The sequence below is a fragment of the Streptomyces hainanensis genome (genome assembly GCF_004348415.1).
Classification (GTDB): domain Bacteria; phylum Actinomycetota; class Actinomycetes; order Streptomycetales; family Streptomycetaceae; genus Streptomyces; species Streptomyces hainanensis.
Genome location: NZ_SMKI01000007.1, coordinates 14,533 through 38,787, shown reverse-complemented (window position 1 = coordinate 38,787; position 24,255 = coordinate 14,533). Strand labels below are relative to the sequence as shown.

Here is a 24,255-nt window from a genome sequence, read left to right as displayed (position 1 = left end):
GTGCGCAGCACGGTGTCGCCTCTGCCGTACTCGTCGGTGCGGACGACCTGGCCGAGGTGGTTGAGGGTGAGGTCGGTGCGGTAGCCGGCGGGGGTGGTGGTGCGGGTCTCGCGGCCGAAGGCGTCCCGATCGATGGTGGTCCAGTGGCCGCTCTGGAAGACGCCGGTCGGTTCGCCGGCCGCGTTGTAGCGCGCCCGGGCGACGATGCCCTCCGCTGTGACGGATTCGGTCTGGTTGCCCGCGTCGTCCCAGGTGTAGGTCGAGGTCAGGTTCGCCGTGGTGGGGTGGCGTTCGACGACGGTGGCGGTGAGTTGGCGGCCCAGCGGGTCGTAGGTGGCCTCGGTGCGGGCGCCGGTCGGGTCGGTGGTGGACAGGGGCAGGCCGGTGGGCGTGTGGGTGTAGTGGGTCTCGCTGCCGGAGCCTGGGGTGTCGGCGAGTTCCACGTCCGGTGGGTCGAGCAGGAAACGGGACGCGGCGGTGGCCTCGGTGCCCGGATCCGGGTCGGTGCGGGTGATGAGGTTGCCGAGCTGGTCGTAGGCGTAACGCGTGGTGCGACCGAGGGCGTCGGTGGTGGCGACGGTGCGGCCGAGCGTGTCGTAGACGGTCTCGGCGGTGGCGGTGATGGGCTGGCCGCCGAGAGGCGTGTACTCGGGGCTGGTGACGGTGGTCGGCTGGCCGAGTCGGTCGTAGGCCATGCGGGTGATCGCGCCGAGCGCGTCGCGCTGCTCGGTGGCGTCGCCGAACGCGTTGTAGCCGGTACGGGTTTCGGGCCGGGTGCCGTCCACCTCGGGAGCGGTCTGCCCGATGGGGCGGCCGAGCGCGTCGTAGGCGTAATCGGTCGTGTGGCCGCGCGGAGTGGTGCTGGAGGTGACGAGGCCGCGCTGGTCGAAGGTCTGGTGGGTGGTGCTCTGCTCGTCGGCGTCCGCGACGGTCTGGGTGAGCGGGTTGCCGACCGGGTCGTAGGTGTAGCTGGTGGTGAGGAAGTCGGCGTCGGAGGAGCCTAGTTGGCGGACCTCCAGCGGGCGGTCGGCGTCGTCGTAGGTGGTGACGGTGCGCCGGTTCAGGTCGTCCGGGTCGAGGACGGTGGTGGTGACGCGTCCGGTGACGTCGACTTCGTGCTCGGTCACGACGGTGCGGTTGCCGGTGGCCTGCCGGACGAGGTGGCCGGCGCGGTTGTAGGTGTTGTCCTCCAGGACGATGTCGCGGGTGCCGGAGACGTCCTGGGCGGTGACGGTGGCGGTCAGGCCGTCGCCGAAGTAGCGGTAGGCGGTGACGGCGCCCATGGCGTCGGTGGTGGTGGCGAGGCGACCGGCCGGGTCGTAGGCGTTGGAGACGAGCGTGAGGTCACGGACCTCACCGGACGGGTCGCCGGTCCAGTCCTGGAGGACGGTGGTGGCGTGCTGGCCACGCGGGGTGTAGGTGTGGCGCAGCACCGTGCCGGCGGGGTCGGTCTCCTGGGCGAGCCGGCCGAGGTCGTCGTAGACGTAGTAGGTGGTGCCGTTCTCGGGGTCGATGACGCGGTCGACGCGGCCGTGTTCGTTGTACCGCTGTTGGGTGGTGCGGTCCGGGTCGTCGCCGCCCAGGTCGGCGATCGTCTCGGTGAGGATGTTGCCGTCCGGGTCGTAGGCGCGCGTCACCTGGGCCGTGTGGTCCTCGCCGGTGACGGCGTTCTCGGTGGTGGCGCCGGTCTCCGAGGTGACACGGGAGAGCGCGTCGTGGACGAACGTCGTGGTGACGCCGTCGGGTTGGGCGTCCGAGATCTCGGTCTCGGTCAGCCGGCGGCCGAGGCCGTCGTAGGTGTACTCCAGGGCCAGGCCCGAGGGTTGGGTGGTGCGGGCGACGTCACCGCTGGCGAAGTAGGCGTACCGGGTGGTGGCGCCATCGGGTTGGACGTCGGTGGCCAGCAGACCCGGCGGGGTGGTGCCGCCGCCGACCGCCGGTTCGGTGCCGGTGGTGTAGGTGCGGCGGGTGGTGCGGCCGTCGGGGAGGCGGGTCGTCTCCGGCAGGCCGAGGGTGGTGTAGCTGGTGGTGGTGCGGTAGGTGGCGTCGGCCGGTCCGGTCGAGCGGGCGTCGGCGGTGGCGGTGGGCTTGTCGTTGCGCGGGTCCAGCGGGTTGTTCGCGTTGAGGTAGTGGTCGGCGTACGACGTCTGGCAGTCCCGCGGGCCACGGCAGGTGGTGGTCGAGACGGTGTTGCCGCGCTCGTCGTGCCCGGTGATGGTGGCGTCGCCGTTGGGGTTGGTGACGGTGTGCAGGAAGCCGCCGGTGTCGTAGGCGTAGGTGGTGGTGCCGTCCTCGGCGTCGGTGACGGAGGTGACGCGGTAGCCGCGGAGCGCGTCGTAGGTCGCGTCGGTGGTGTCGCCGAGTGGGTTGGTCACGGTGACGGTGGCGCCGAGCGCCGAACTGGCGCGCTCCACGCGGGCGGTGTAGTGGGCGGCGACGTCGTCGGCCGTCAGGGCCTGCCGGTAGAGCGCGACCTCGTCCAGGTAACCGAACAGGTTGTAGGTGCCTGCCGGTTGCCCCATCCACTGGCTGCTGCTGTATCCGCCGCCGAGGTAGGCGTACGGCCGGCTGGTGTCCGCGAAGGCGCCGGTCTTGGTGCCGATCGCCACGCCGTCCAGGTAGAGGGTCTGGGTGTTCCCGGATCCGGAGAGGACGACGTGGTGCCACTCCCCGTCGTTCACGGGCGTGGGGGAGGTGATGGGGGAAGGACCACCGGCATCGGGTATCCACCACTGTCCGCGCAGGCGGCCGTCACCGTCGATCAGCAGTACTGGTTGCCAGTGCGCGGGGGTGCTGCCCAACGGGGCGTCCTGGAAGGCCATCAGCACACCTTTTGTCGAGGTCGTGCTGAACCACATCTCGGCGGAGATGTCAGTGGTACCGGCAAGGACATCGCCCGGCATCCGGACCGCTCCGTTGGTCGTGCCGTAAATGGATCTGCCGTCGCCGACGCCGAAGAGGCCGAGCTGGCTGCGGTAGAGCGTGCCTTCCAGCGTGGCGTGATGGCGTCCGCCCTCGTCGTACGCGGTGGCGCTACCGTTCTCGTTGAACTGCCAGTAGGCAGCGGCTCCGTCGCCCATCACGGCAGCGCGGTAGTCATCGCCGGTGCCGGACACCAGAGCGGTGGCCGTGCTGATCCTGCTGTCACCGTGGTTGGACCAGCCGATGCCGCTGTCGGTGACGTGGGTGATCCACAACGTGTCGTAGAAGGCGACCTCGGCGATCTGGCCGGAGAAGTTGCGGTACCCGTCTGACTGCCCGTCCCAGCTCGGCGAGGAGTATCCACCGCCGATGAAGGTGTACGGCAACCGTCCTGTATTGGTGCCCTGTCTGTTGTCCGCTTGGCGATCGCCATCGAGAAAGAGAATCTGCGCCTCTTGTGTGCCGGTGAGGGCGACGTGGTGCCACTCGCCGTCGTCGACGCGCGCCCGTGAGCGCAGCGTGGTGGCGTCGCCCGGGTAACGGAGACGGCCGCGCAGATAGCCGTCCTGGTCGACCAGGAGCATGGGCCACCAGCTGGTGGGGGTGGTGCCGAGGGGCTGGTTCTGCATGGACACCAGGACGCCGGATTCGGTGGTGCGGAACCAGAGTTCGACGGTCTGGGCGGCGGTGTCGCCCCACGCGTCGGTGGGGACCTCGACGGCGCTGTCGGACTGTCCGGTGAAGTAGGGGGCGGTGGTGTCGCCGTCGGCGAAGGGTCCTGGCCCACCGGGACGTACGCCATCGAGGTAGGCGCCGTTGGTCTCGTCGCCGATCGCGCTGGCGGCGGCAGCGCCCGAGCGTTCGGTGAGGCGCCAGTAGCCGGTGGGGTCGCCGGAGCGGACGGTGTCGGCGTAGGTGCTCGATCCGTTGGTGAACGACGGCTGCGAGAGCTGCCAGGTGCCGCCGTCGGCGTCGGTGTGTTCGGTGATGCGTCCGGTGGCGTCGTCGTAGGTGTTGGTGGCGTGTGTGCGGCCGGAGGGGAGGGTGGCCTCGGTGAGGCGGGCCGCCGGCTGCCGCAGGGCGTGGTGTTCGGCGACGGTGGCGGCGTCCAGGGCGCGGTGGTAGACGGCGACCTCGTCGAGTTGGCCGTTGAGGCGGCGGACGCCGCCGGCGATGCCGTCGAAGCCGGAGGAGGAGTAGCCGGCGCCGAGGTAGGTGTAGGCCATGTCGAGGTGGTCGATGGTGCCGTTGAGGGTACCGACGGCGCGGCCGTCGAGGTAGAGGGTCTGGGTGGTGCCCTCGGCGGTGAGGACGGCGTGGTGCCAGGCGCCGTCGGTGACCGTGGCGGAGCTCTTGATCGGGGTGATGTTGCCGCGGTCGCCGGTGAACAGGTAGCCGGAGAGCTTGCCGTTGGCGTCGACGGTCAGCGGCGGGGTCCAGGACTCGGGTTGGCCGTCCTCGAGGCGTTGGCTCTGGAAGCCGACCAGCACGCCGGGACCTGTGGTGCGGAACCACAGTTCGATGGAGAGGAAGGTGGTGGTGCGCAGGGTGTCGTGCGGGAGGCGGACGACGGTGTCGGTGCCGTCGAACGAGGCGGCGGTGTCGCTGGTGCCGGCCAGCGCGCCGGGGGCGCCGCCCGAGGTGTTGAGGTACTCGGCGTCGTTGAAGCCGGTGCGGGAGGGGGCTGAGCTGGCGGCGGTGGCGCCCTCCGCCTCGTCAAGCCGCCAGTAGGAGACGGGGCCTGCGTCCAGGACGGCGCTGCGGTAGAGCGAGCCGTCCTCGTAGCTGTAGCGAGTGCACTCCTCCGTCGTGCCGGGCGGGCAGACACTGGTGAGCCGGCCGCTTGTGTAGCCGTAGCGCCAGGTCAGGCCCGCCTCGCCGGGGGCCACGGCGTTGGTGGTGACGGTCTCCACCCGGTCATCCCGCCAGGTGAAGGTCAGGGTGCGGCCGGAGAGCGCGTCGGTGGCGGTCGCCAGGCGGCCGGACGTGTGGGTGAGGCGCTGCTCGCGGCCGGCGGTGTCGGCGACCTTGGTGAGCTGGCCTGCGGCGTTGAAGGTGTGGGTGGCGCCGGTCGCGTCGCGCAGCACCCAGCCGCCGCCCGTCGCGGTGGTGAGGGTGAGGCTGCCGCCGGACGGGCCCGTGTAGCTGCCATTCGCGTTACGGCCGAAGCGGACACGGTTGCCCTCGGCCAGGGTGACCACCACGTTGCCGTCGGCTTCGACGGAGGCCCGCATGTCCCAACGCGTGGTCCAGCCGGGGCCGAAGGCAAGGTCGGCGCGGGGGTCGAGGGAGTTGTAGGTGCGGGTGACGGCCAGCGGCGGGCCGATGGTGGAGACGGCGGCGTCGGTCGCGGCTGCGGCGAAGTTGCCGCTGACCGGGTTGAAGTCGCGGCCGTCGGAACCGCCGAGGTGACCGGTGACGGCAGGCTGCGGCACCCGCGTGGAGAACAGCGACGGGTTGGGACGCAGCGAGGTGGCCTGCCCGTCGTAGGTGTAGGCGTACCAGGCGTAGGTCTTGTCCCAGGAGAGCCAGCCGCTGGGGACGGCCCACTGCTGGTTGACGCTGCGGCTGCCGGTGCGGCAGTTCTTGCGGGTGTTCTCGCCGTCGACCTCGCAGACCTCGAAGGAGTACTGGAGGCGGGCGTTGGGGTAGTGGTCGCGGTCGGTGCCCTCGGCCCAGAGGGTCGGGGTGAGGGTGTCGACGACCGCGCCACTGCCGGGAGCGGCGCCGGTCAGCTCGGGCGGGATGTTGACGGCCGCCAGCCGGACCCGGGCGCCGGGGATGCCCTGGCTCGTGAAACGGGTGACGCCGTAGTCCGTCATCGTCCAGTCGACGGTGTACGTGCCGGGGGTCAGCGGCGCGATCCGGGCGTCGAGCGTGACGCTCTCACCGGGCGCGACGGCTCGTGGCATCTCGGTGTAGCGGCGCAGCGAGGAGTCGGTGAGCTCGTTGCCGTTGGCGTCGTAGAGGTTGTAGCGCAGCTTGAACCGGCCGCCGGCGGGCCAGGTCTCCTGCCCCTGGTTGGTGACGGTGACGCGCTGCACGCCCTCGCCCACGGCCGTCACCGGCTGGGTGAGCTGGCCGAGGCGGTAGGTGGCGCCGTACTGCGTCCACGTGACGTCCAGGCTCGGCGCGCCGTTGGGGTAGCGGGTGGAGCCGAACTGCTTCCACCCGTAGGAGTCGGTCGTCGAAGCGCGGATGGCCAGGCCGTAGTTGATCTTGCGGCCGTGGGTCCAGTCATCCACGAGCTGCCGACCGGCGGAGCCGAGCGCGATGCTCTCCCAGGCCGGCGCGCAGGCCCAGTTGGTCGTGCCGGCGGGCCGCCAGCCGTGCGCGAACCGGTCGGTGGCCAGTGCGGCGCCGACGTTCGGCCCTGGGTACTGGGCCAGGGTGGAAGCCGACCAGTTCTGCGTGATGGGGTGGATGGTGACCGGACGGGCGTTGCAGGAGTACGACCAGGAGTTGTAGAGGGCGAGGCGCGCGTCGAGTACCCAGGCGTTGCGCAGCGACGACTGCACGCCGGAGAAGCGGAGGAACGAGGTGGCGGCGGAGTCGCCGCCGTCGGGGGTGCCGGCCTTCAGGATCGTGTCCGTGGAGAAGTTGATGTTGTACGGACGCTGCACATAGGTGGAGGAGCTGGCCTCGACACGGGTCACGGACGGGTCGACGCGGACTGGGTAGACCCGCTCGGGGTCGCTCAGCCACTCCTCGTCCAGGGTGACGACGAGCACCTGGCGGCCGTTCTCGGTGGCCAGTTCGTAGCTGACGCCGCCGGTTATCGCGCCGTCGCCGGAGCGCTCGTCGACGGCGGCGTCCTCCATCCAGCCGGGCGGCATGTGAGCACGGACGGTGCCCTCGGCGTCGGCGAAGGCGATCCCGCCGTGCTCGTCGAGTGTGGCGGTGAGGCCGTCGAGATGGAGCGGGAACCGCCACTCTGTGGGGGCGTCGGCGTCGCGGAGGACGATCGTTTCCTTGATCTCGGCGTTGCCGCCGAGGAACTCGATGTCGGAGGAGGGCCGGACGTCGCGGTAGGTGACGAGCGGCCCCTCGACCTCGCCGGGGACGGCGCTCGCCTCGGCCAAGGCGTAGCCGACGGCGTACTCCTCATCCAGACGGAGCGTCATCAACGGGTCGTCCGTGGCCATGGCGCCGAAGCTGACGCCGGCTTCGGTGGCTGTCGTCTCCCACGACTCACCGCCGGCGGCGCGGACGAGGGAGGTGTCGATCGTCTGCCAGGCGCCGTCCAGGTCGGGGTAGTTGACCGGCTCGTTGTAGTAGCGGGTGGTGAAGGTGCCGTCCGTGTTGCGGAACGTGCGGGAGTCCTCGGTCCGCTCCTCCGGCACCTCGACGCTGGTCTCCTCGTCGAATCCGGTGAGTTCGGCCGGCGGCAGCGACTCGATGACCTCCGGGTCACCGGACTCCAGCGGCGGGGCCGTGTCCCCCAGGTCGTCGCTCGTGGACTGACCTTCGTCGAGCGGCAGTTGCCCCGGCGCCTCGCCCGGCTCACCTCCGCTGCCGTCCCCCTCGGCGGTCGTGTCGGCGGCATCGGCCTCGTGGGACAGGCCATCCGCCGAGCCCCACTCCTGCCCCGGCGCCTCACCGGCCTCGACGGCGACCTCCGACGCGGCGACCCAACGGCTGGCCGCCGCGGCCGTGCCCGGGTCAAGAGCGGTCAGAACCGCCATCAACAGGGCAGCGGACAGCACCAGAAAGCGCGCGCGAAGCACGGTCCCCCCACGAATCGTCGACATGACGACCAAGAGATTCCATGATCTCTTCAGATTTACACGAGACCCCTGTCGCACCATCAACGCACCTTCACGCCGACAAATCGGCAGTGATCACGACAACACGCCTACGGCGAGACCGGATCGTTACCCGAAAGGCGGAACCGGACGGACCTGCTGGTCATCCCGTTACGGGCGGTCGAAGCGACAGGGCCAGCAGACTCAACTGCCCAACCCTGGGAAGCTGAAGGGCATATCGCGGATCGGCCCGCGTAGCCTGGCAGGCGACAAGACAGAGACCTGCGGAGCAATCCGCCCATCGCTTTGACCTGCACTGATGCACTACCGCCGAACCGCTGCACATCCGCGCGCCAACAGGTGCGGTGGTGTAGGCCTCAGCTGCGGCCTTACCCTCGCGTCCGTCATCAACCCTGGTGGGTTCGCAACCCGCTCAGGATGTCCTGGGCCAGCCGCTCGATCAGGTCCGTCATCAACCCTGGTGGGTTCGCAACGCGGCGTAGCGCTGGCGCAGCCCGGCGAGCAGCAGGTCCGTCATCAACCCTGGTGGGTTCGCAACATCGGTGCCTGCCGCAGTTCGGGCGGCGGGTCGGCGTGTCCGTCATCAACCCTGGTGGGTTCGCAACCGCGGAGTTCGGCGACCAGGTCGCGCAGCGCGCCGGGTCCGTCATCAACCCTGGTGGGTTCGAGGTGCAAGCCACGGCGATCCAAGAAGCAGGCACCAAAGAACGTCCCGAGCACATTCCGCAGCGGGGAGCACTGATCCGACTCGCTCCCCCACGCCGCGATGGCGCCCCCTACGAGGCGGGGCGCCACCGTCACCCGATCAGCAGATGCGCCGCTGAACCAGCGGCGTGACGTCCATCACACTCACCAACCGCAGCCCCCAGGTCTATTTCGCCTGGTCAGCGCCCGACTTCACCACCTGCAGCGGCAGCAGCTTCTTCCCGGTGGGTCCGATTTGTGTGGATGTGTTCATCTGCGGGCACACCCCGCAGTCGAAGCACGGCGTCCAGCGGCAGTCGTCGACCTCGGTCTCGTCGAGGGCGTCCTGCCAGTCCTCCCAGAGCCAGTCCTTGTCCAGGCCGGAGTCGAGGTGGTCCCACGGCAGGACCTCCTCGTAGGAGCGCTCGCGCGTCGTGTACCAGTCGACGTCGACGCCGAAGGGGGCCAGGGCGGTGGTGGCCGAGGTGAGCCAGAGGTCGTAGGAGAAGTACTCGCGCCAGCCGTCGAAGCGGCCGCCGGCCTCGTAGACGGCGCGGATGACGGCGCCGACGCGGCGGTCGCCGCGGGAGAGCAGGCCCTCGACGATGCCCGGCTTGCCGTCGTGGTAGCGGAAGCCGATGGAGCGGCCGTAGCGCTTGTCGGCACGGATGCGGTCGCGGAGCTTGGCGAGGCGGGCGTCCGTCTCGTCCGGGGAGAGCTGCGGCGCCCACTGGAACGGGGTGTGCGGCTTCGGCACGAAGCCGCCGATGGAGACGGTGCAGCGGATGTCGTTGGAGCCGGAGACCTCGCGGCCCTTGGCGATGACCCTGGTCGCCATGTCGGCGATCTGCAGCACGTCCTCGTCGGTCTCGGTCGGGAGGCCGCACATGAAGTAGAGCTTGACCTGCCGCCAGCCGTTGCCGTAGGCGGTGGAGACGGTGCGGATCAGGTCGTCCTCGGAGACCATCTTGTTGATGACCCGGCGGATCCGCTCACTGCCGCCCTCGGGGGCGAAGGTGAGGCCGGAGCGGCGGCCGTTGCGGGTGAGTTCGTTGGCCAGGTCGATGTTGAAGGCGTCGACCCGGGTGGAGGGCAGCGAGAGGCCGATCTTGTCGTCCGTGTAGCGGTCGGCCAGGCCCTTGGCGACGTCGCCGATCTCGCTGTGGTCGGCGGAGGAGAGGGAGAGGAGCCCGACCTCCTCGAAGCCGGTGGCCGTCAGGCCGCGCTCGACCATCTCGCCGATGCCGGTGATCGACCGCTCCCTGACAGGGCGGGTGATCATGCCGGCCTGGCAGAAGCGGCAGCCCCGGGTGCAGCCGCGGAAGATCTCCACGGACATCCGCTCGTGCACCGTCTCGGCGAGCGGCACCAGCGGCTGCTTGGGGTAGGGCCACTCGTCGAGGTCCATCACGGTGTGCTTGGACACCCGCCACGGCACGCCCGAGCGGTTGGGGACGACGCGGGCGATCCGGCCGTCGGGCAGGTACTCGACGTCGTAGAAGGCGGGCACGTAGACGCCGCCGGTCTTCGCCAGCCGCAGCAGCAGTTCCTCGCGGCCGCCGGGCCGGCCCTCGGCCTTCCAGGCGCGGATGATGTCCGTCATGTCGAGGACGGCCTGCTCGCCGTCGCCGATGACGGCGCAGTCGACGAAGTCGGCGATCGGCTCCGGGTTGAACGCGGCGTGGCCGCCGGCCACCACCACCGGGTGGTCCTCGGTGCGCTCGGCGGCCAGCAGCGGGACGTCCGCGAGGTCGAGCGCGGTGAGCAGGTTGGTGTAACCCAGCTCGGTGGAGAAGGAGACGCCGAGCACGTCGAAGGCGCCGACGGGGCGGTGCGCGTCGACCGTGAACTGGGGGACGCCGTGCTTGCGCATCAGCTCCTCCAGGTCCGGCCAGACGCTGTAGGTGCGCTCGGCGAGCACGCCCTCCCGCTCGTTCAGCACCTCGTAGAGGATCATGACGCCCTGGTTGGGCAGCCCCACCTCGTAGGCGTCCGGGTACATCAGCGCCCAGCGGACATCGCAGGCGTCCCAGTCCTTGACGGTGGAGTTCAGCTCACCACCGACGTACTGGATCGGCTTCTGGACGTGCGGGAGGAGGGCCTCCAGTCGTGCGAAGACCGACTCGACAGGCATGGCTTCCGGCTTTCGGGACGCTGGCGGACAGGCGGGGGTAGGCCGTTCAGCCTACCGGGAGTTCCGCGGCCCGCCGCTCGCGGTCGGCCGCGAGGGCGACCTCGCGCTCGTGGAGCACCCCGTAGCTGAAGGAGGGCTCGCCCTCCCGCTGGGCGATGTCGGCCAGCTCGCGCAGCGCGCCGCGGGCGACGACGCTGTCCTGGTGGTCGCCGAGTGCCTGCTGGAGCGCCTTGCACCGCTTGACCTGCCGGCGGGCCGGCTTGCCCACGGCCGGGGTGGCGGCCTCGGCGGCGTAGCGGGCGCGCTTGGCGGCCTTGCGGGCGGAGTGCAGCGCGGCGTCCCGCTCGGGCCCCGGCGGCGAGTCGAACGCGGTCCGCAGCCGGTCGGCGAGCCGGTCGCGGTCCCGGTGCATGGCCTTGGCGAGCACCTGGTCGGCCGGCCGGTCGGCCTTGGGGCGCAGCGGCGGGTCGGCGAGCAGCCGGTCGAGGGCGTCGAGGAGGTCGAGGTGGCGCGGCGAGTCGAGAAGCCGGGTGAGGAGGGCCGAGGTGTCGGTGCGGCGCTCGTGGTCCCAGGCGGCCAGCCGCTGGGCGACCGGGCCGACGCGGAGCTCGTCCGGCAGTTCGTCGAGCAGGGCGGTGAGCCGCTCGGTCAGCACCTCCCGGTCGCGGTCGAGGCCGAGCTCGCCCGCCAGGTGCCGCAGCTCGGCCTCCAGGTGGGCGGTGGCGCCCCGGTCGAGGACGGCGCGGGCACTGCGCAGCAGGCTGCGGAGCCGGCGGCTGGCGACCCGCATCCGGTGGACGGCGTCGGGCAGCTGGCGGCGGACGGCGGGGTCGAGCGTGACGATCGCCTCGACCTGGCGGCGGGCGTACGCGAGGACGTGGGCCGCGGCCGAGTCGGCGGGGCGGCGCGGCGGAGCCGGCGGCGTGGGGGCGCCCCCGGTCTCGGCGAGGGCGCGGGCGAGCTTGGACGGCGCCTTCGAGCGGCGCGCGCCGGCGGCGGTGACGCGCTCCTCGACGGCGTCCAGCACGGTCGGGTCGGCGTCCTCGGCGAGCTCCACCTCCAGCTCGGTCCACTCGGCGGTGCGCCCGGCGCGGCGGGCGGTGACGCGGTCCAGCACGGCCTCGGCGAGCGGGGCGCCGCCGACGCCGACCAGGTGGGTGGGGGCGCGTTCGGTGTCGAGGTCGACGACGGGCACCAGCGCGGCGCGGCGCACCCGGGAGCGGACCAGCGCGGTCAGCTCGGCCGGCGGGGCCTCGTTCGGGGCCTCGGGGTCGAGCGGGGCCTGGATCTCCTCGCGGACGGTGTCGCCGAGCGCGTGGTGCACCGGGAGCTTCAGGTGCCAGCCGGCGTCCTGCCCGCCGGTGCGCCGGCGCAGCGTGATGCCGGCGGCGGCGAGGCGCCCGTCCTCGGTGTCGTAGTAGCGGGCGCTCAGGCGGCGGACGGGCGACCGGTGCTCGGTGGCGACGGGTCCCGCACCTGCCAGCTCCGGCAGCGGGCCGGCGAACTCGTACTTGCGCTCGTGTTCCAGGGCCACGCTCACCAGCGTACGGTTCCCGGCCGGCGGCCGCACCCAGGTGCGGCGAGGCCGGCGGCACGTCCGGCAAAACGCTCGGACGGAGCGCTCGGACGGAGCGTTCAGGCGGAGCGTTCAGGCGGAGAGCGGGCGCTTCATCCGGATGGACTGGAGCAGGCCGATCGCGATCCAGACCGCGAACATCGAGGTGCCGCCGTAGGAGAGGAACGGCAGCGGCACGCCGGCGACCGGCATGATGCCGAGGGCCATCCCGATGTTCTCGAAGCACTGGAACGCGAACCAGGCGACGACGCCGGCCGCGATCACCGTGCTGTAGAGGTCGGTGGACTCGCGGGCTATGCGGAGCGCGCGCCACAGCACCACGCCTATCAGCAGGATGATCCCGCCGGCGCCCACGAATCCCAGTTCCTCGCCGGCCACCGTGAAGATGAAGTCGGTGTGCTGCTCGGGCACGAACTGCCCGGTGGTCTGGGTGCCCTCGCCGAGTCCGGAGCCGAACATGCCGCCACCGCCGATGGCGATCCTGGCCTGGTTGGTGTTGTAGCCGACGCCCGACGGGTCGAGCGCCGGGTTGGCGAACGCGGCGAACCGGTTGATCTGGTACTCGTCGAGCACCCCGAGCACCCAGACCAGGACCGCGCCGACGGTGGCGGCCAGCACCAGGCCGATGGTCCACTTCAGGGAGGCGCCCGAGGCGAGCAGCATGCCGAGCACGGTGATGCTGATGACCATGGCGGTGCCCATGTCGTCCATCAGCACGACGGCGAGCGGCACGGCGACGAAGCCGAGGGCCTGGAGGACGGCGCGCCGGCCGGGGAACTCCCGGTCGCCGGCGTCGACGGCGTCGGCGAGGACGGTGGCCATCACGAGGATGGCGGCGACCTTGACGAACTCGCCGGGCTGGATGGTGTAGCCGCCGATGGACAGCCAGGCGCGCTGTCCGTTGATCTCGGTGCCGAGCGGGGTGAACACCAGCAGGACGACGCCGAGGGAGAGGGCGTAGAAGACGAAGACGGCGGCGCGCAGCCGTTGGTGGCCGAGCCAGATGATGCCGACGGCGAGGGTGAGGCCGACGGCCAGGTTGATGCTCTGGCGTATCAGGAAGTAGTTCGGGTCGCCGCCGGTGATGCCGGTGCGGTTGCGGGTGGCGGACCAGATCAGGGCTATGCCGAGCACGGACAGCGCGAGGCCGGCGAACAGCAGCAGCCAGTCGAGGCGGCGGGCGACGGAGTCCCGGTGGGCCAGCCGGCGCCAGGCGCTCCCGCGCCGGGCCGGCTGCCTGACCGTCAGGGTGTGCACGCTCATCAGTCGTCCTGGTCCTCGCGCCGGCCGGTCCGTTCGCCGGTGTCCCCCGGCACTCCCCCGCCGGCCGGATCCCCGGTGGCCGTCTCGCTGACGTTGCCCACGCCGTCCGGGGTGATGATCGCGTCGGGGTCGAAGCCGGGCTCGTAGCCGTTGCCCTGGTCGGGGTCCTGCCCCTCCTCGGGGGTGGTGCCCTGGTCGGCGTCGCCCTCGCCCCCGTCCTCCCGGGGCTCGTCGCGGTCCGGCACGATGGTGCCGTTCTCGTCGATCTCCGGCAGGTCCCGGTTCGGCTCGGCGAGCAGCGCGACGTCCTCGTTGACGCTGCTGCCCTGCACGCCGTAGATGGCCTCCCAGATGCGCCGGACGGCGTCACCCGAGGCGCCGGAGCCGGTGCCGGCCTGGGCGATGGTCATCACGACGGTGTAGTCGTCGGTGTAGGTGGCCAGCCAGGACGTCGTCTGCTGGTCGCCCGACGCCTCCGCGGTGCCGGTCTTGCCGTGCAGCACGATGTCGTTCTGCGGCCAGCCGCCGAACTTCCAGTCGGCGCTGCCCCGGGTGATCACGCCGGCGGTGGCGGTCCGCAGATCCTCTATGGTCTGGTCGCTGGCCGGCAGTTCGCCGCTGGACCGCGGCTCGAACTCCTCGACCACCGTGCCGTCGGCGGCGATCACGGCCCGCCCGACCTGCGGCTGGTAGAGCGTGCCGCCGTTGCCGAGGGCCGCGTAGACGGAGGCCAGCTGGAGCGGGGTGACCAGCACGTCGCCCTGGCCGATGGAGAAGTTGAGCATGTCACCGGCGCGCATCTTCATGCCCTCGGTGCAGTTCTCGCGGGCGATCCTGGCCACGTAGTCCTGGCGGTCGCTGTCCGCGATCTCGCACCAGTTCTCCTCGTTGGCCTCCCAGTACTCCTGCTTCCACTGCCGGTCCGGGATGCGGCCAGCGGCCTCGTTGGGCAGGTCGACGCCGGTGGGCGTGCCGAGCCCGAAGTCGTGGGCGGTGCGGAACAGCCAGTCGTCCGGATCGTCCACCGGCTCGAGGCCGCCCTCGCGCTGCCACTCGCGGTGCGCGATGCCGTAGAAGACGGTGTTGCAGGAGACCTCGATGGCGCGGCCCAGGCTGATCGAGCCGTACGCCTGGGACTCGAAGTTGCGGAAGGTCTGGCCGCCGACGTCGTAGGAGGAGCCGCACTCGTACGAGCCCTCGAAGTCGTAGCCCGCGTTGACGGCGGCGGTGGAGGTGATCACCTTGAAGGTGGATCCGGGCGGGCCCTGGCCCTGGATGGCCCGGTTGAGCAGCGGGTTGCCGCCGTCCTCGGCGGTAAGGCGGGTGTAGTCGTCGTTGGAGATGCCGCCCACCCACACGTTGGGGTCGTAGTCCGGGGCGGAGGCCATGGCGACGACACGCCCTGTGCCGTTCTCCAGCACTATCGCGGAGCCCGAGTCCGCCTCGTAGTTGCGGCCCGAGATGTCGTCGTGCTGCGTCCTGGCCATCTCCATGGCCTGCACGAGCTCCCGCTCCACGACGGCCTGGACGCGGCTGTCGATGGTGGTGACGAGGTTGGCGCCGGCCTGGGCGGTCTCGCTCTCGGACTCGCCGAGCACCCGGCCGAACTTGTCGACCTCGTAGCGGGTGACGCCGGCCTGGCCGCGCAGGTAGCTGTCGTACTGGCGCTCAAGACCCGAGCGGCCGATCTGGTCCGAGCGCAGCAGCGGGTTGTCGGTGTCCTCGGAGTCGGCGACCTCCTCGTCGGTGACCGGCGAGAGGTAGCCGAGGACCTGCGCGGTGTTGGCGCCGTCGGGTGCCGAGTAGCGGCGCACGGCCGTGGGTTCGGCGGAGATGCCGGGGAACTCCTCGGCGCGCTCCCGGATCTGGAGCGCCTGCTGGGTGGTCGCCTCGTCGGTGATCGGGATCGGCTGGTACGGCGAACCGTTCCAGCAGGGCTGCGGGGTCTCGGCGTCGCACAGCCGGACCTGGTTGGCGACCGCCTCGACCTCCAGGCCGAGCAGCTCCGCCACCCGGACGAGGACCGCCTCGCCGTCGTCGGGCAGCCGGCTCAGCTCGGTGCGGTCGGCGGTGACGACCAGCCGCGTCTCGTTGTCGGCCATCGGCACGCCGCGCGCGTCCAGGATGGCGCCGCGCACCGCGGGCCGGACGGCCTGCTGCACGTGGTTGCCGGCGGCCTCGGCGGCGAACTCGTCGCCCTGCCTGATCTGGAGGTACCAGAGCCGGCCGCCCAGCGTGAGCAGCAGCGAGAAGACCAGTATCTGGATGACGACCAGCCGGATGGTGATCCGCGAAGTCCGGCCGGTCTCCGGGATGTTCGTCACAGCCGCTTGACCCCCTTGATACGTCCAGCACGGTTGCGGGCGGACCGGCTGAGCAGTGTGGAACGGGTGCCGCCGAGCCGGGCGGCCTTGCCGTACCGGATGCGGCGCGGGCCGCGGCCGCGTGGGCTGCCGCCGCCCTTGAGCCAACTGACGGCCGAGTCGCCGCCACCGCCGCCGGACTTGTGCTCGCCGGACAGCGGGTCGCTCTCCAGCCGGCGGGCCATGGCCATCACCAGCGGCACGACGAACGGGGCGAGCAGCAGGTCGTAGAGGGTGGCCGTCAGCAGCAGGCTGCCGAGGCCGACGTCGCGCGCCGCCGTGTCGCCGACCAGCGCGCCGACGCCGGCGTAGAGCAGCGTGGAGCTGGCGGCGCCGGCGGCGACCACCAGCATCGGGACGGTGGCCGAGCGGTGCTGGCCGGTCTCCGGCCGGGTCAGCCCGGCGGCGTAGCCGATGACGCACAGCACCAGCGCGTACCGGCCGACGGCGTGGTCGGCGGGCGGCGCGAGGTCGGCGAGCAGGCCGGCGAAGAAGCCGACCAGGCAGCCGCCGACATGGCCGTAGACCAGCGCGAGGGCCAGCACGGTGAGCAGCAGCAGGTCGGGGGTGGCGCCCGGCAGACCGAGCCTGGCCAACACGGTGACCTGCACGATCAGCGCCACCGTGACCAGGATGGTGGCCAGCAGGGTGCGGGAGACGCGCATCGGTCTCACTCCTCGGTGGCGGTGTCGTCTTCGCCGGTCCCGGGCGGCGCTTCGCCCTCTCCGGTCCCTGGCTCGGCGGTCGGGGTCCCGCCCTCGGTCGGCGGCTGGGGCTCGCCGACGTCCTCGCCGGACTCGCCCTGGGTCTCCTCGCCTTCGCCGCCGGCTTCCTCGTCCTCGTTGCGCGCGCCCTGGTCGCGCTCGTCGTCACCCCGCCGCTCGTCCCGGTTCTCCTCCTCGGGACGGGGCGGCAACACGGAGTCGCGCGGGTTGTCCCTGGGCGGCTCGACGACCACACCCACCAGGTCGAGCTGGGTGAACGAGACGAAGGGGCGCACCTCCACGGTGCGGGTGAGGTCGCCGTTGGAACGGTTGACGTTGACGACCTCGCCGACCGGCACGCCCGGCACGAACGGCCGGTTGTCCGAGGAGCCGAAGGTGACCATCCGGTCGCCCCGCTCCACCTGCGCCTGCTGGTTGAACAGCTGCACGTCGAACGTGTTGTCGCCGCGGCCGGTGGCGAGGCCCAGTTCCTGGCTGCCCTCCAGCCGGGTGCCGACGCTGAACTCCGGGTCGTTGGCCAGCAGCACCGTGGCCTGGCCGCGCCCCACGGTGGTGACCCGGCCCACCAGCCCCTCGCCGTTGAGCACCGTCATGTCGCGGGCGATGCCGTCCTCGGTGCCGGCGTCGATCGTCACGGTCCAGGAGAAGCCCTGGGCCGCGCCGATGGCGATCACCTGCGCGCCGACGATCCGGTAGCCGCCGGCTCCGGACGTCCGCAGGAGCTCGTCCAACTGCTGCATCCGCGAGTCGCGGTACTCGTCGCTGCCGAGCCGCTGCTGCAACTCCGCGTTCTCCCGCTCCAGGTCGGCGATGCGGTCCTGCCGGTCACCCGAGTCACGGATCGCCGAGATGGCGTTGGCCACCGGGTCGACCGCGCCGGCCACCCCCTCCTCGACCGGTCCGAAGAACGAGGCGGCGGCCTCCCGTGACCCGTCGAGCGGGGAGTTCTCACCCCCGCGGAGGTCGAGCGAGATCAGTGCGAGTGCGATGGAAACCAGCAGGACGAGGAGCAGCCGGCTCTCTCGTGTGTCCCTCACGTGCGGAGGCCGTGCCTTTCTGGTCGGTCCTTGGGAAGGTCATGCGCCCGGGAGCGGTCCCGGGCGGCGCCCGCCGCGCGGTCCTGGGGCCGGCCGCGCGGCGGATGTGGCGGCACGGGCGCCGGGAACCAGCGACGGGGCCTAGCGCCTCGGTTGGGCGTCCAGCACCTGCTGCAACGCCTCGAACTCCTCGACGCACTTGCCGGAGCCCAGCGCCACCGAGTCCAGCGGATCCTCGGCGATGTGGATCGGCATGCCGGTCTCCTTGCGCAACCGCTCGTCGAGGCCGCGCAGCAGGGCGCCGCCGCCGGTGAGCACGATGCCGCGGTCCATCACGTCGCCCGACAGCTCGGGCGGGCACTTGTCGAGCGTCGTCTTGACGGCGTCGACGATGGCGTTGACCGGCTCCTCCATCGCCTTGCGCACCTCGGCGGAGGAGATCACCACCGTCTTCGGCAGGCCGCTGACCAGGTCGCGACCGCGGATCTCGGTGTGCTCGTCCTGGTCCATCTCGAAGGCCGAACCGATGGTGATCTTGATGCTCTCGGCGGTGCGCTCGCCGAGCAGGAGGCTGTACTCCTTCTTGATGTGCTGGATGATCGCGTTGTCCAACTCGTCGCCCGCCACCCGGATGGACTGGGCGGTGACGATGCCGCCGAGCGAGATCACGGCCACCTCGGTGGTGCCGCCGCCGATGTCCACCACCATGTTGCCGGTGGCCTCGTGCACCGGCAGGCCCGAGCCGATCGCGGCCGCCATCGGCTCCTCGATGATGTGCACCTGGCGGGCACCGGCCTGCGTCGACGCCTCGATCACGGCACGACGCTCGACCCCGGTGATGCCCGACGGCACACACACGACGACCCGAGGACGCGCCAGATAACGGCGCTTGTGGATTTTGAGAATGAAGTACCGGAGCATCCGCTCGGTGATCTCGAAGTCGGCGATCACGCCGTCCTTCAGGGGGCGCACCGCGACGATGTTGCCCGGGGTGCGGCCGATCATCTTCTTCGCCTCGGCGCCGACCGCGAGAATGCCACCGGTGTTGGTGTTGATGGCCACCACCGACGGCTCGTTGAGGACAATCCCACGACCTCTGACGTACACCAGCGTGTTGGCCGTCCCGAGGTCGACTGCCATGTCACGGCCGATGAACGACATATTGTTCGCCATAGGGATACATCTGGCCTTCCAGCTGGAGCGATTTGTGCGGGGAGGTCGGCAGGGGGTGCGATGAACGGTACGCCAGGAGGACTCTCCCGCTCGCGGGGGAGAGCCGGGCGGCGATGCCATCGTATCCACGGCCGGTCGAACACGGAGCGCCGGAGCGCCGCTTTCGCCATTGTCGGCGGAACCTGACCCGCCCTCCGTCATGGTGACGTCGTGTTCGGGTGACGGGTTCCCTCGTTCGACTGTACATACCCCATTGAGCGAAGGCGTTCAGGTGAACACTGACGGCGAGTCAGGACGGCTCACGACGGCTCACGGAAAGAAGATCTTCAGTTCCCGTTCGGCGGACTCTTCGGAATCCGAGGCGTGAATCAGGTTCTCCCGCACGATCGTGCCATAGTCACCCCGAATGGAGCCCGGCGACGCGACGATGGGGTCCGTCGGACCGGCCAGCACGCGCAGCCCCTCGATGACGCGCTCACCCTCCACGACCATGACGACGCTCGGCCCGGACGCCATGAAGTCGAGCAGCGGCTCGTAGAACGGACGGCCGACGTGCTCGGCGTAGTGCGTCTCCAGCGTGACGCGGTCCAGGGTGCGCAGCTCCAGCGCGGTCACGGCCCAGCCGGCCTTGCGCTCGATCCGGCCGATGATCTCGCCGACGAGTCCGCGGGCGACGGCGTCCGGCTTGAGCAGGACGAGAGTGCGCTGGCTCATGGCAGGCGGCTCCAGAGAAAAGGGATATCAGGATGGGGTTCGCAAGATTACCGTTCCGGGCCCGATGCCCTCGACGCGGACCGGTGGTTGTTCCCCCCGCCCACGCGGCGCGCGCGGCGCGTGAAGAAGGCTCGCCTACCCGCCGCCAGCGCTGCGGCCGCTTCGCCGCGGGCCTACGGCCCGGGTCGCCGCGGCCGGCCGGCGGGCCGCGCGCGGCGCGTGGGTGGGGAGGATGCCCGGCCCGTCAGCGGGTGAGGGCCGCGCCCGGAGCGGTCGTGTCGATGTGGCGGCCGAAGTGGATGGAGGCCCACCAGAGCGCGGCGAACGCCGCGCCGAGGACGAACATCGCGGGGATGACGAACCCGGCGGCGATCAGCGCGGCTTGGAGGGCCCAGCCGAGCGGCAGCGCGATCGGGAGGCGGAGCAGGCCGCACAGCAGCAGGCAGAGCGCCATCGCGGGGCCGCTGACCGCCCAGATCGTGGTGGTGGAGAGGTCGTCGGAGAGCCGCATCGCCGCCACCGCCGCCAGGCCGATGACGATGAACTCGCAGACCAGCGTGGACGCGCACAGCGTCCGCAACATGCGCATCAGCGGGACCTCCCCAGCAGCAGCCGGGCCTCGCCGACCGTGATCACCGAGCCGGTGACCAGCACTCCGGCCCCGGCGTACTCCTGTTCCTCCTCGGCCAGCGTGATGGCCGCGTCCAACGCGTCGTCGAGGCGCGGCTCGACCTGGACCCGCTCCTCGCCGAAGACCTCGACGGCGAGGGCGGCCAGCTCGTCCACGTCCATCGCGCGGTGGCTGGCGTTGCTGGTGACGACGACCTCGGTGAACACCGGCTCGAAGGCTTCGAGGAGGCCGCGGACGTCCTTGTCGGCCGAGGCGCCGACCACGCCGACGAGCCGGCTGAAGCCGAACGCCTCGGTGATGGCGGCCGCCGTGGCCTGCGCGCCCGCCGGGTTGTGCGCCGCGTCGAGCACCACCGTGGGGCTGCTGCGCACCACCTCGAGGCGGCCTGGCGAGGTGACGGAGGCGAACGCGGCGCGGACCACCTCCTGGTCGAGGGGGCGGGCCGGCTGGCCGTCGCCGACGCCGAAGAACGCCTCGACGGCGGCCAGCGCGACCACCGCGTTGTGCGCCATGTGTTCGCCGTAGAGCGGGAGGAAGACCTCGGGGTAGTCGCCGCCGAGCCCGCGCAGCGTCAGCAGCTGGCCGCCGACCGCGACCTCGCGGGCGACGACGCCGAACTCCATGCCCTCCCTGGCCACCGTGGCGTCGACCTCGACGGCCCGCCGCAGCACCACGGAGGCGGCCTCGATGCTGGGCTGCTGGGCCAGCACCACCCGGGCGCCCCGCTTGACGATCCCGGACTTCTCGCCGGCGATGGCCTCGGGCGTGGTGCCGAGCCGGTCCGTGTGGTCGAGCGTGATCGGGGTGAGGACGGCGACCTGCGCGTCGATCACGTTGGTCGAGTCCCAGGTGCCGCCCATGCCGACCTCGACCACCGCGACGTCGACCGGGGCGTCGGCGAAGGCCGCGTAGGCCATGCCGGTCAGCACCTCGAAGAAGGAGAGCCGGTAGGGCTCCCGGGAGTCGACCAGCTCGACGTAGGGCTTGACGTCCTCGTAGGTGGCGACGAACCGCTCGGGCGCGATCGGCTCGCCGTCCAGGCTGATCCGCTCGGTGATCGACTGGACGTGCGGGCTGCTGAACCGGCCGGTGCGCAGCTCGAAGGCGCCGAGCAGCGCCTCGATCATCCGGGCCGTGGTGGTCTTGCCGTTGGTGCCGGTGATGTGGATGGCCGGGTAGGCGCGCTGCGGCTCGCCCAGCACGTCCATCAGGGGGCGGATGCGACTCAGCGACGGCTCCAGCTTGGTCTCCGGCCACCGCTTGGACAGCTCCGTCTCGACCTCGCGCAGCGCGCGGTCGAGCTCGGGGTCGGCCGGGCGGCCCGGCAGGTCGCCCGCCCGCGGCGCCCCGGACTGGGCGCGCAGGGTGCGGCTGCCGGCCTCGATCACGGCGAGATCGGGGTCGCGGTCGGTCTCCGCGGCCACGATCTCCTGGAATTCCTCGCCGGAACCGTCGTTCTGCTCGTCGCTCACGACCCCAGTCTACGAAGCGCCACCGACAGGGCCGGCCAGGGTCTGGGGGAGCCTGGCCAGCTGGGCGGTGATCCGGGCGATGTCCTCCTCGGCGGTGGCCCGGCGGGCCCGGATCTTGTCGACCACCTGGTCGGGGGCCTTGGCGAGGAACGCCTCGTTGCCCAGCTTGGCGTTGGTGCCCGCGAGCTCCTTCTCGGCCGCGGCCAGGTCCTTGGTGAGCCGCTTGCGCTCGGCCGCCACGTCGATGGCGCCGGAGAGGTCGAGCGCGACCGTGGCGCCGCCGACCGGCAGGGTGGCGGTGGCCGTGAAGCCGTCGCCGGCCGCCTGGAGGCGGAGCAGCGCGCGCATGGCCTCCTCGTGCGCGGCGAGCCCGGTGCCGGTGAGGTCGAGGGTGGCCGGCACCCGCTGGCCCGGCTGGAGGCCCTGGTCGGCGCGGAACCTGCGGACCTCGGTGACCAGGCGCTGGACGGCCTCGATCTCCCGCTCGGCCTCCGCGTCGCGGAAGCCGGAGTCGGCCGGCCAGTCGGCGACGACGACGGACTCGCCGCCGGTCAGCGTCGTCCACAGCTCCTCGGTGACGAACGGGATCACCGGGTGCAGGAGCCGCAGCGTGACGTCGAGGACCTCGCCGAGGACCCGGCGGGAGAGCTCGGCCGGGCGGCCGCCGGCGGCGAAGGTGGTCTTGGACAGCTCGACGTACCAGTCGAAGACCTCGTCCCAGGCGAAGTGGAAGAGGGCGTCGCTGAGCTTGGCGAACTGGTAGTCGTCGTAGTAGGCGTCGGTCTCGGCGACCACCGAGTTCAGCCGGGAGAGGATCCAGCGGTCGGTGGCCGACAGCTCCTCCGGCGAGGGCAGCGGGCCCTCGACGGTGGCGCCGTTGAGCAGCGCGAACCGGGTGGCGTTCCAGACCTTGTTGGCGAAGTTCCGCGACGCCTGGACCCAGTCCTCGCCGATCGGCACGTCGACGCCGGGGTTGGCGCCGCGGGCCAGCGTGAAGCGGACCGCGTCCGAGCCGTAGGCGTCCATCCAGTCGAGCGGGTTGACCGCGTTGCCGAAGGACTTGGACATCTTCTTGCCGAACTGGTCGCGGACCATGCCGTGCAGGGCGATGGTGTGGAACGGCGGGGTGCCGTCCATCGCGTAGAGGCCGAACATCATCATCCTGGCGACCCAGAAGAAGAGGATGTCGTAGCCCGTGACGAGGACCGAGTTGGGGTAGAACTTCTCGACGCTCTCGGTCCGCTCGGGCCAGCCGAGCGTGGAGAACGGCCAGAGCCCGGAGGAGAACCAGGTGTCGAGGACGTCCGTGTCCTGGTGCCAGCCCTCGCCGGCCGGCGGCTCCTCGTCGGGGCCGACGCAGACGACCTCGCCGTCGGGCCCGTACCAGACGGGGATCCGGTGGCCCCACCAGAGCTGGCGCGAGATGCACCAGTCGTGGAGGTTGTCGACCCACTCGAAGTAGCGGGAGGACATCTCCTTGGGGTGGATCGCGACCCGCCCGTCCCGGACGGCGTCGCCCGCGGCCCTGGCCAGCGGGTCGACCTTGACCCACCACTGCATGGAGAGCCGGGGCTCGACGGTCGTCTTGCAGCGCGAGCAGTGGCCGACCGCGTGCGTGTAGGGGCGCTTCTCGGCGACGATCCGGCCCTCGGCGCGCAGCGCGGCGACGACCGCGGAGCGGGCCTCGAACCGGTCGAGGCCCTGGAACGGGCCGTGGACGGTGATGTTGCCGCGCTCGTCCATGACGGTCAGCTGGGGCAGCCCGTGGCGCCGGCCGATCTCGAAGTCGTTGGGGTCGTGCGCGGGAGTGACCTTGACGGCGCCGGTGCCGAACCCGGGGTCGACGTGCTCGTCCGCGACGACCGGGATCTCGCGGTCGGTGAGCGGCAGCCTGACGGTGCGGCCGACGAGGTGGGCGTAGCGCTCGTCCTCCGGGTGGACGGCGACGGCGGTGTCGCCGAGCATCGTCTCGGCCCGGGTGGTGGCGACGACCAGGGAGTCGTCGCCTTCGCCGTAGCGGATGGAGACCAGCTCGCCCTCGTCGTCCTGGTACTCGACCTCGATGTCGGAGATCGCGGTCAGGCAGCGCGGGCACCAGTTGATGATGCGCTCGGCGCGGTAGATCAGGTCGTCGTCGAAGAGCCGCTTGAAGATCGTCTGGACGGCGCGGGACAGGCCCTCGTCCATGGTGAACCGCTCGCGGGACCAGTCGACGCCGTCGCCGAGCCGCCGCATCTGGCCGGAGATCTGCCCGCCCGACTCGGCCTTCCACTGCCAGACGCGCTCGACGAACGCCTCGCGGCCCAGGTCGTGCCGGGACTTGCCCTCCTTGGCCAGCTCGCGCTCCACCACGTTCTGGGTGGCGATGCCGGCGTGGTCCATGCCGGGCTGCCACAGCGTCTCGTAGCCCTGCATCCGCTTACGGCGGGTGAGGGCGTCGATCAGGGTGTGCTCGAAGGCGTGGCCCAGGTGGAGGCTGCCGGTGACGTTGGGCGGCGGGATGACGATCGTGTACGGGTCCTTGGCGCTCTCGGCGTCCGCGGTGAAGTAGCCCCGTTCCACCCAGCGCTCGTACAGCTTCCCCTCTACGTCGGCCGGCGTGTACTGCGTCGGCAGATCGGCTGGGGCTGCGTGTGGCCCGCTGGCGGGCGGCTGGGTGTTCTCGGTCACGGCTGAAGTCTACGAGGCCGGCCGCACCGGTTTCGAATCAGTTCCCGAGGGGTCCGGAGCGGGCTCCGGACGGGCGTTCGCCTTAGCGATCACGGCGGTGGTCCGCGGTGCGCGGGAGGGCCTTC

12 protein-coding genes are annotated in these 24,255 nt (G+C 71.5%); all 12 read right to left on the bottom strand.

What is annotated here, in order from left to right:
- The coding region (locus tag E1283_RS39390) for a LamG-like jellyroll fold domain-containing protein (RefSeq protein ID WP_132815653.1) at positions 1-7,607 on the bottom strand (7,607 nt) is incomplete at its 3' end.
- Positions 7,608-8,559: 952 nt separating this feature from the next.
- Entirely contained in the window at positions 8,560-10,506 is a 1,947-nt protein-coding gene (locus E1283_RS01345) for a TIGR03960 family B12-binding radical SAM protein (protein WP_132815651.1), read from the bottom strand.
- Between the two features lie 46 nt (positions 10,507-10,552).
- The gene (locus E1283_RS01340; RefSeq protein WP_243744525.1) at positions 10,553-12,040 is read right to left on the bottom strand and encodes a CYTH and CHAD domain-containing protein; all 1,488 of its coding nucleotides are present in this window, start codon (positions 12,038-12,040) and stop codon (positions 10,553-10,555) included.
- A gap of 114 nt (positions 12,041-12,154) precedes the next feature.
- Positions 12,155-13,345 carry an FtsW/RodA/SpoVE family cell cycle protein gene (locus E1283_RS01335; protein WP_132815649.1) on the bottom strand — a complete coding sequence of 397 codons (1,191 nt, stop codon included), beginning with the start codon at positions 13,343-13,345 and terminating at the stop codon, positions 12,155-12,157.
- Positions 13,345-15,669, bottom strand: a complete 2,325-nt coding sequence (gene mrdA / locus E1283_RS01330) for a penicillin-binding protein 2 (protein ID WP_132815647.1) — start codon at positions 15,667-15,669, stop codon at positions 13,345-13,347. Before mrdA ends, E1283_RS01335 begins: the two co-directional genes overlap by 1 nt.
- On the bottom strand, positions 15,666-16,373 hold the full coding sequence (gene mreD, locus E1283_RS01325) for a rod shape-determining protein MreD (RefSeq protein WP_132815645.1): 708 nt from the start codon (positions 16,371-16,373) through the stop codon (positions 15,666-15,668). Before mreD ends, mrdA begins: the two co-directional genes overlap by 4 nt.
- 5 nt (positions 16,374-16,378) lie before the next feature.
- Positions 16,379-17,470, bottom strand: coding sequence for a rod shape-determining protein MreC (gene mreC / locus E1283_RS01320; protein WP_132815643.1), 1,092 nt, complete (start codon positions 17,468-17,470; stop codon positions 16,379-16,381).
- Positions 17,471-17,611: 141 nt separating this feature from the next.
- Positions 17,612-18,631 (bottom strand): rod shape-determining protein, encoded by a 1,020-nt coding sequence (locus E1283_RS01315; protein WP_132815641.1) that lies wholly within the window; start codon positions 18,629-18,631, stop codon positions 17,612-17,614.
- A gap of 321 nt (positions 18,632-18,952) precedes the next feature.
- On the bottom strand, positions 18,953-19,357 hold the full coding sequence (ndk, locus tag E1283_RS01310; protein ID WP_132815639.1) for a nucleoside-diphosphate kinase: 405 nt from the start codon (positions 19,355-19,357) through the stop codon (positions 18,953-18,955).
- Between the two features lie 244 nt (positions 19,358-19,601).
- Positions 19,602-19,937, bottom strand: coding sequence for a DUF4233 domain-containing protein (locus tag E1283_RS01305; RefSeq protein WP_132815657.1), 336 nt, complete (start codon positions 19,935-19,937; stop codon positions 19,602-19,604).
- Between the two features lie 8 nt (positions 19,938-19,945).
- Entirely contained in the window at positions 19,946-21,460 is a 1,515-nt protein-coding gene (folC, locus tag E1283_RS01300; RefSeq protein ID WP_132815637.1) for a bifunctional tetrahydrofolate synthase/dihydrofolate synthase, read from the bottom strand.
- Positions 21,461-21,469: 9 nt separating this feature from the next.
- The gene (locus E1283_RS01295; RefSeq protein WP_132815635.1) at positions 21,470-24,130 is read right to left on the bottom strand and encodes a valine--tRNA ligase; all 2,661 of its coding nucleotides are present in this window, start codon (positions 24,128-24,130) and stop codon (positions 21,470-21,472) included.
- Between the last annotated feature and the right edge of the window lie 125 nt (positions 24,131-24,255).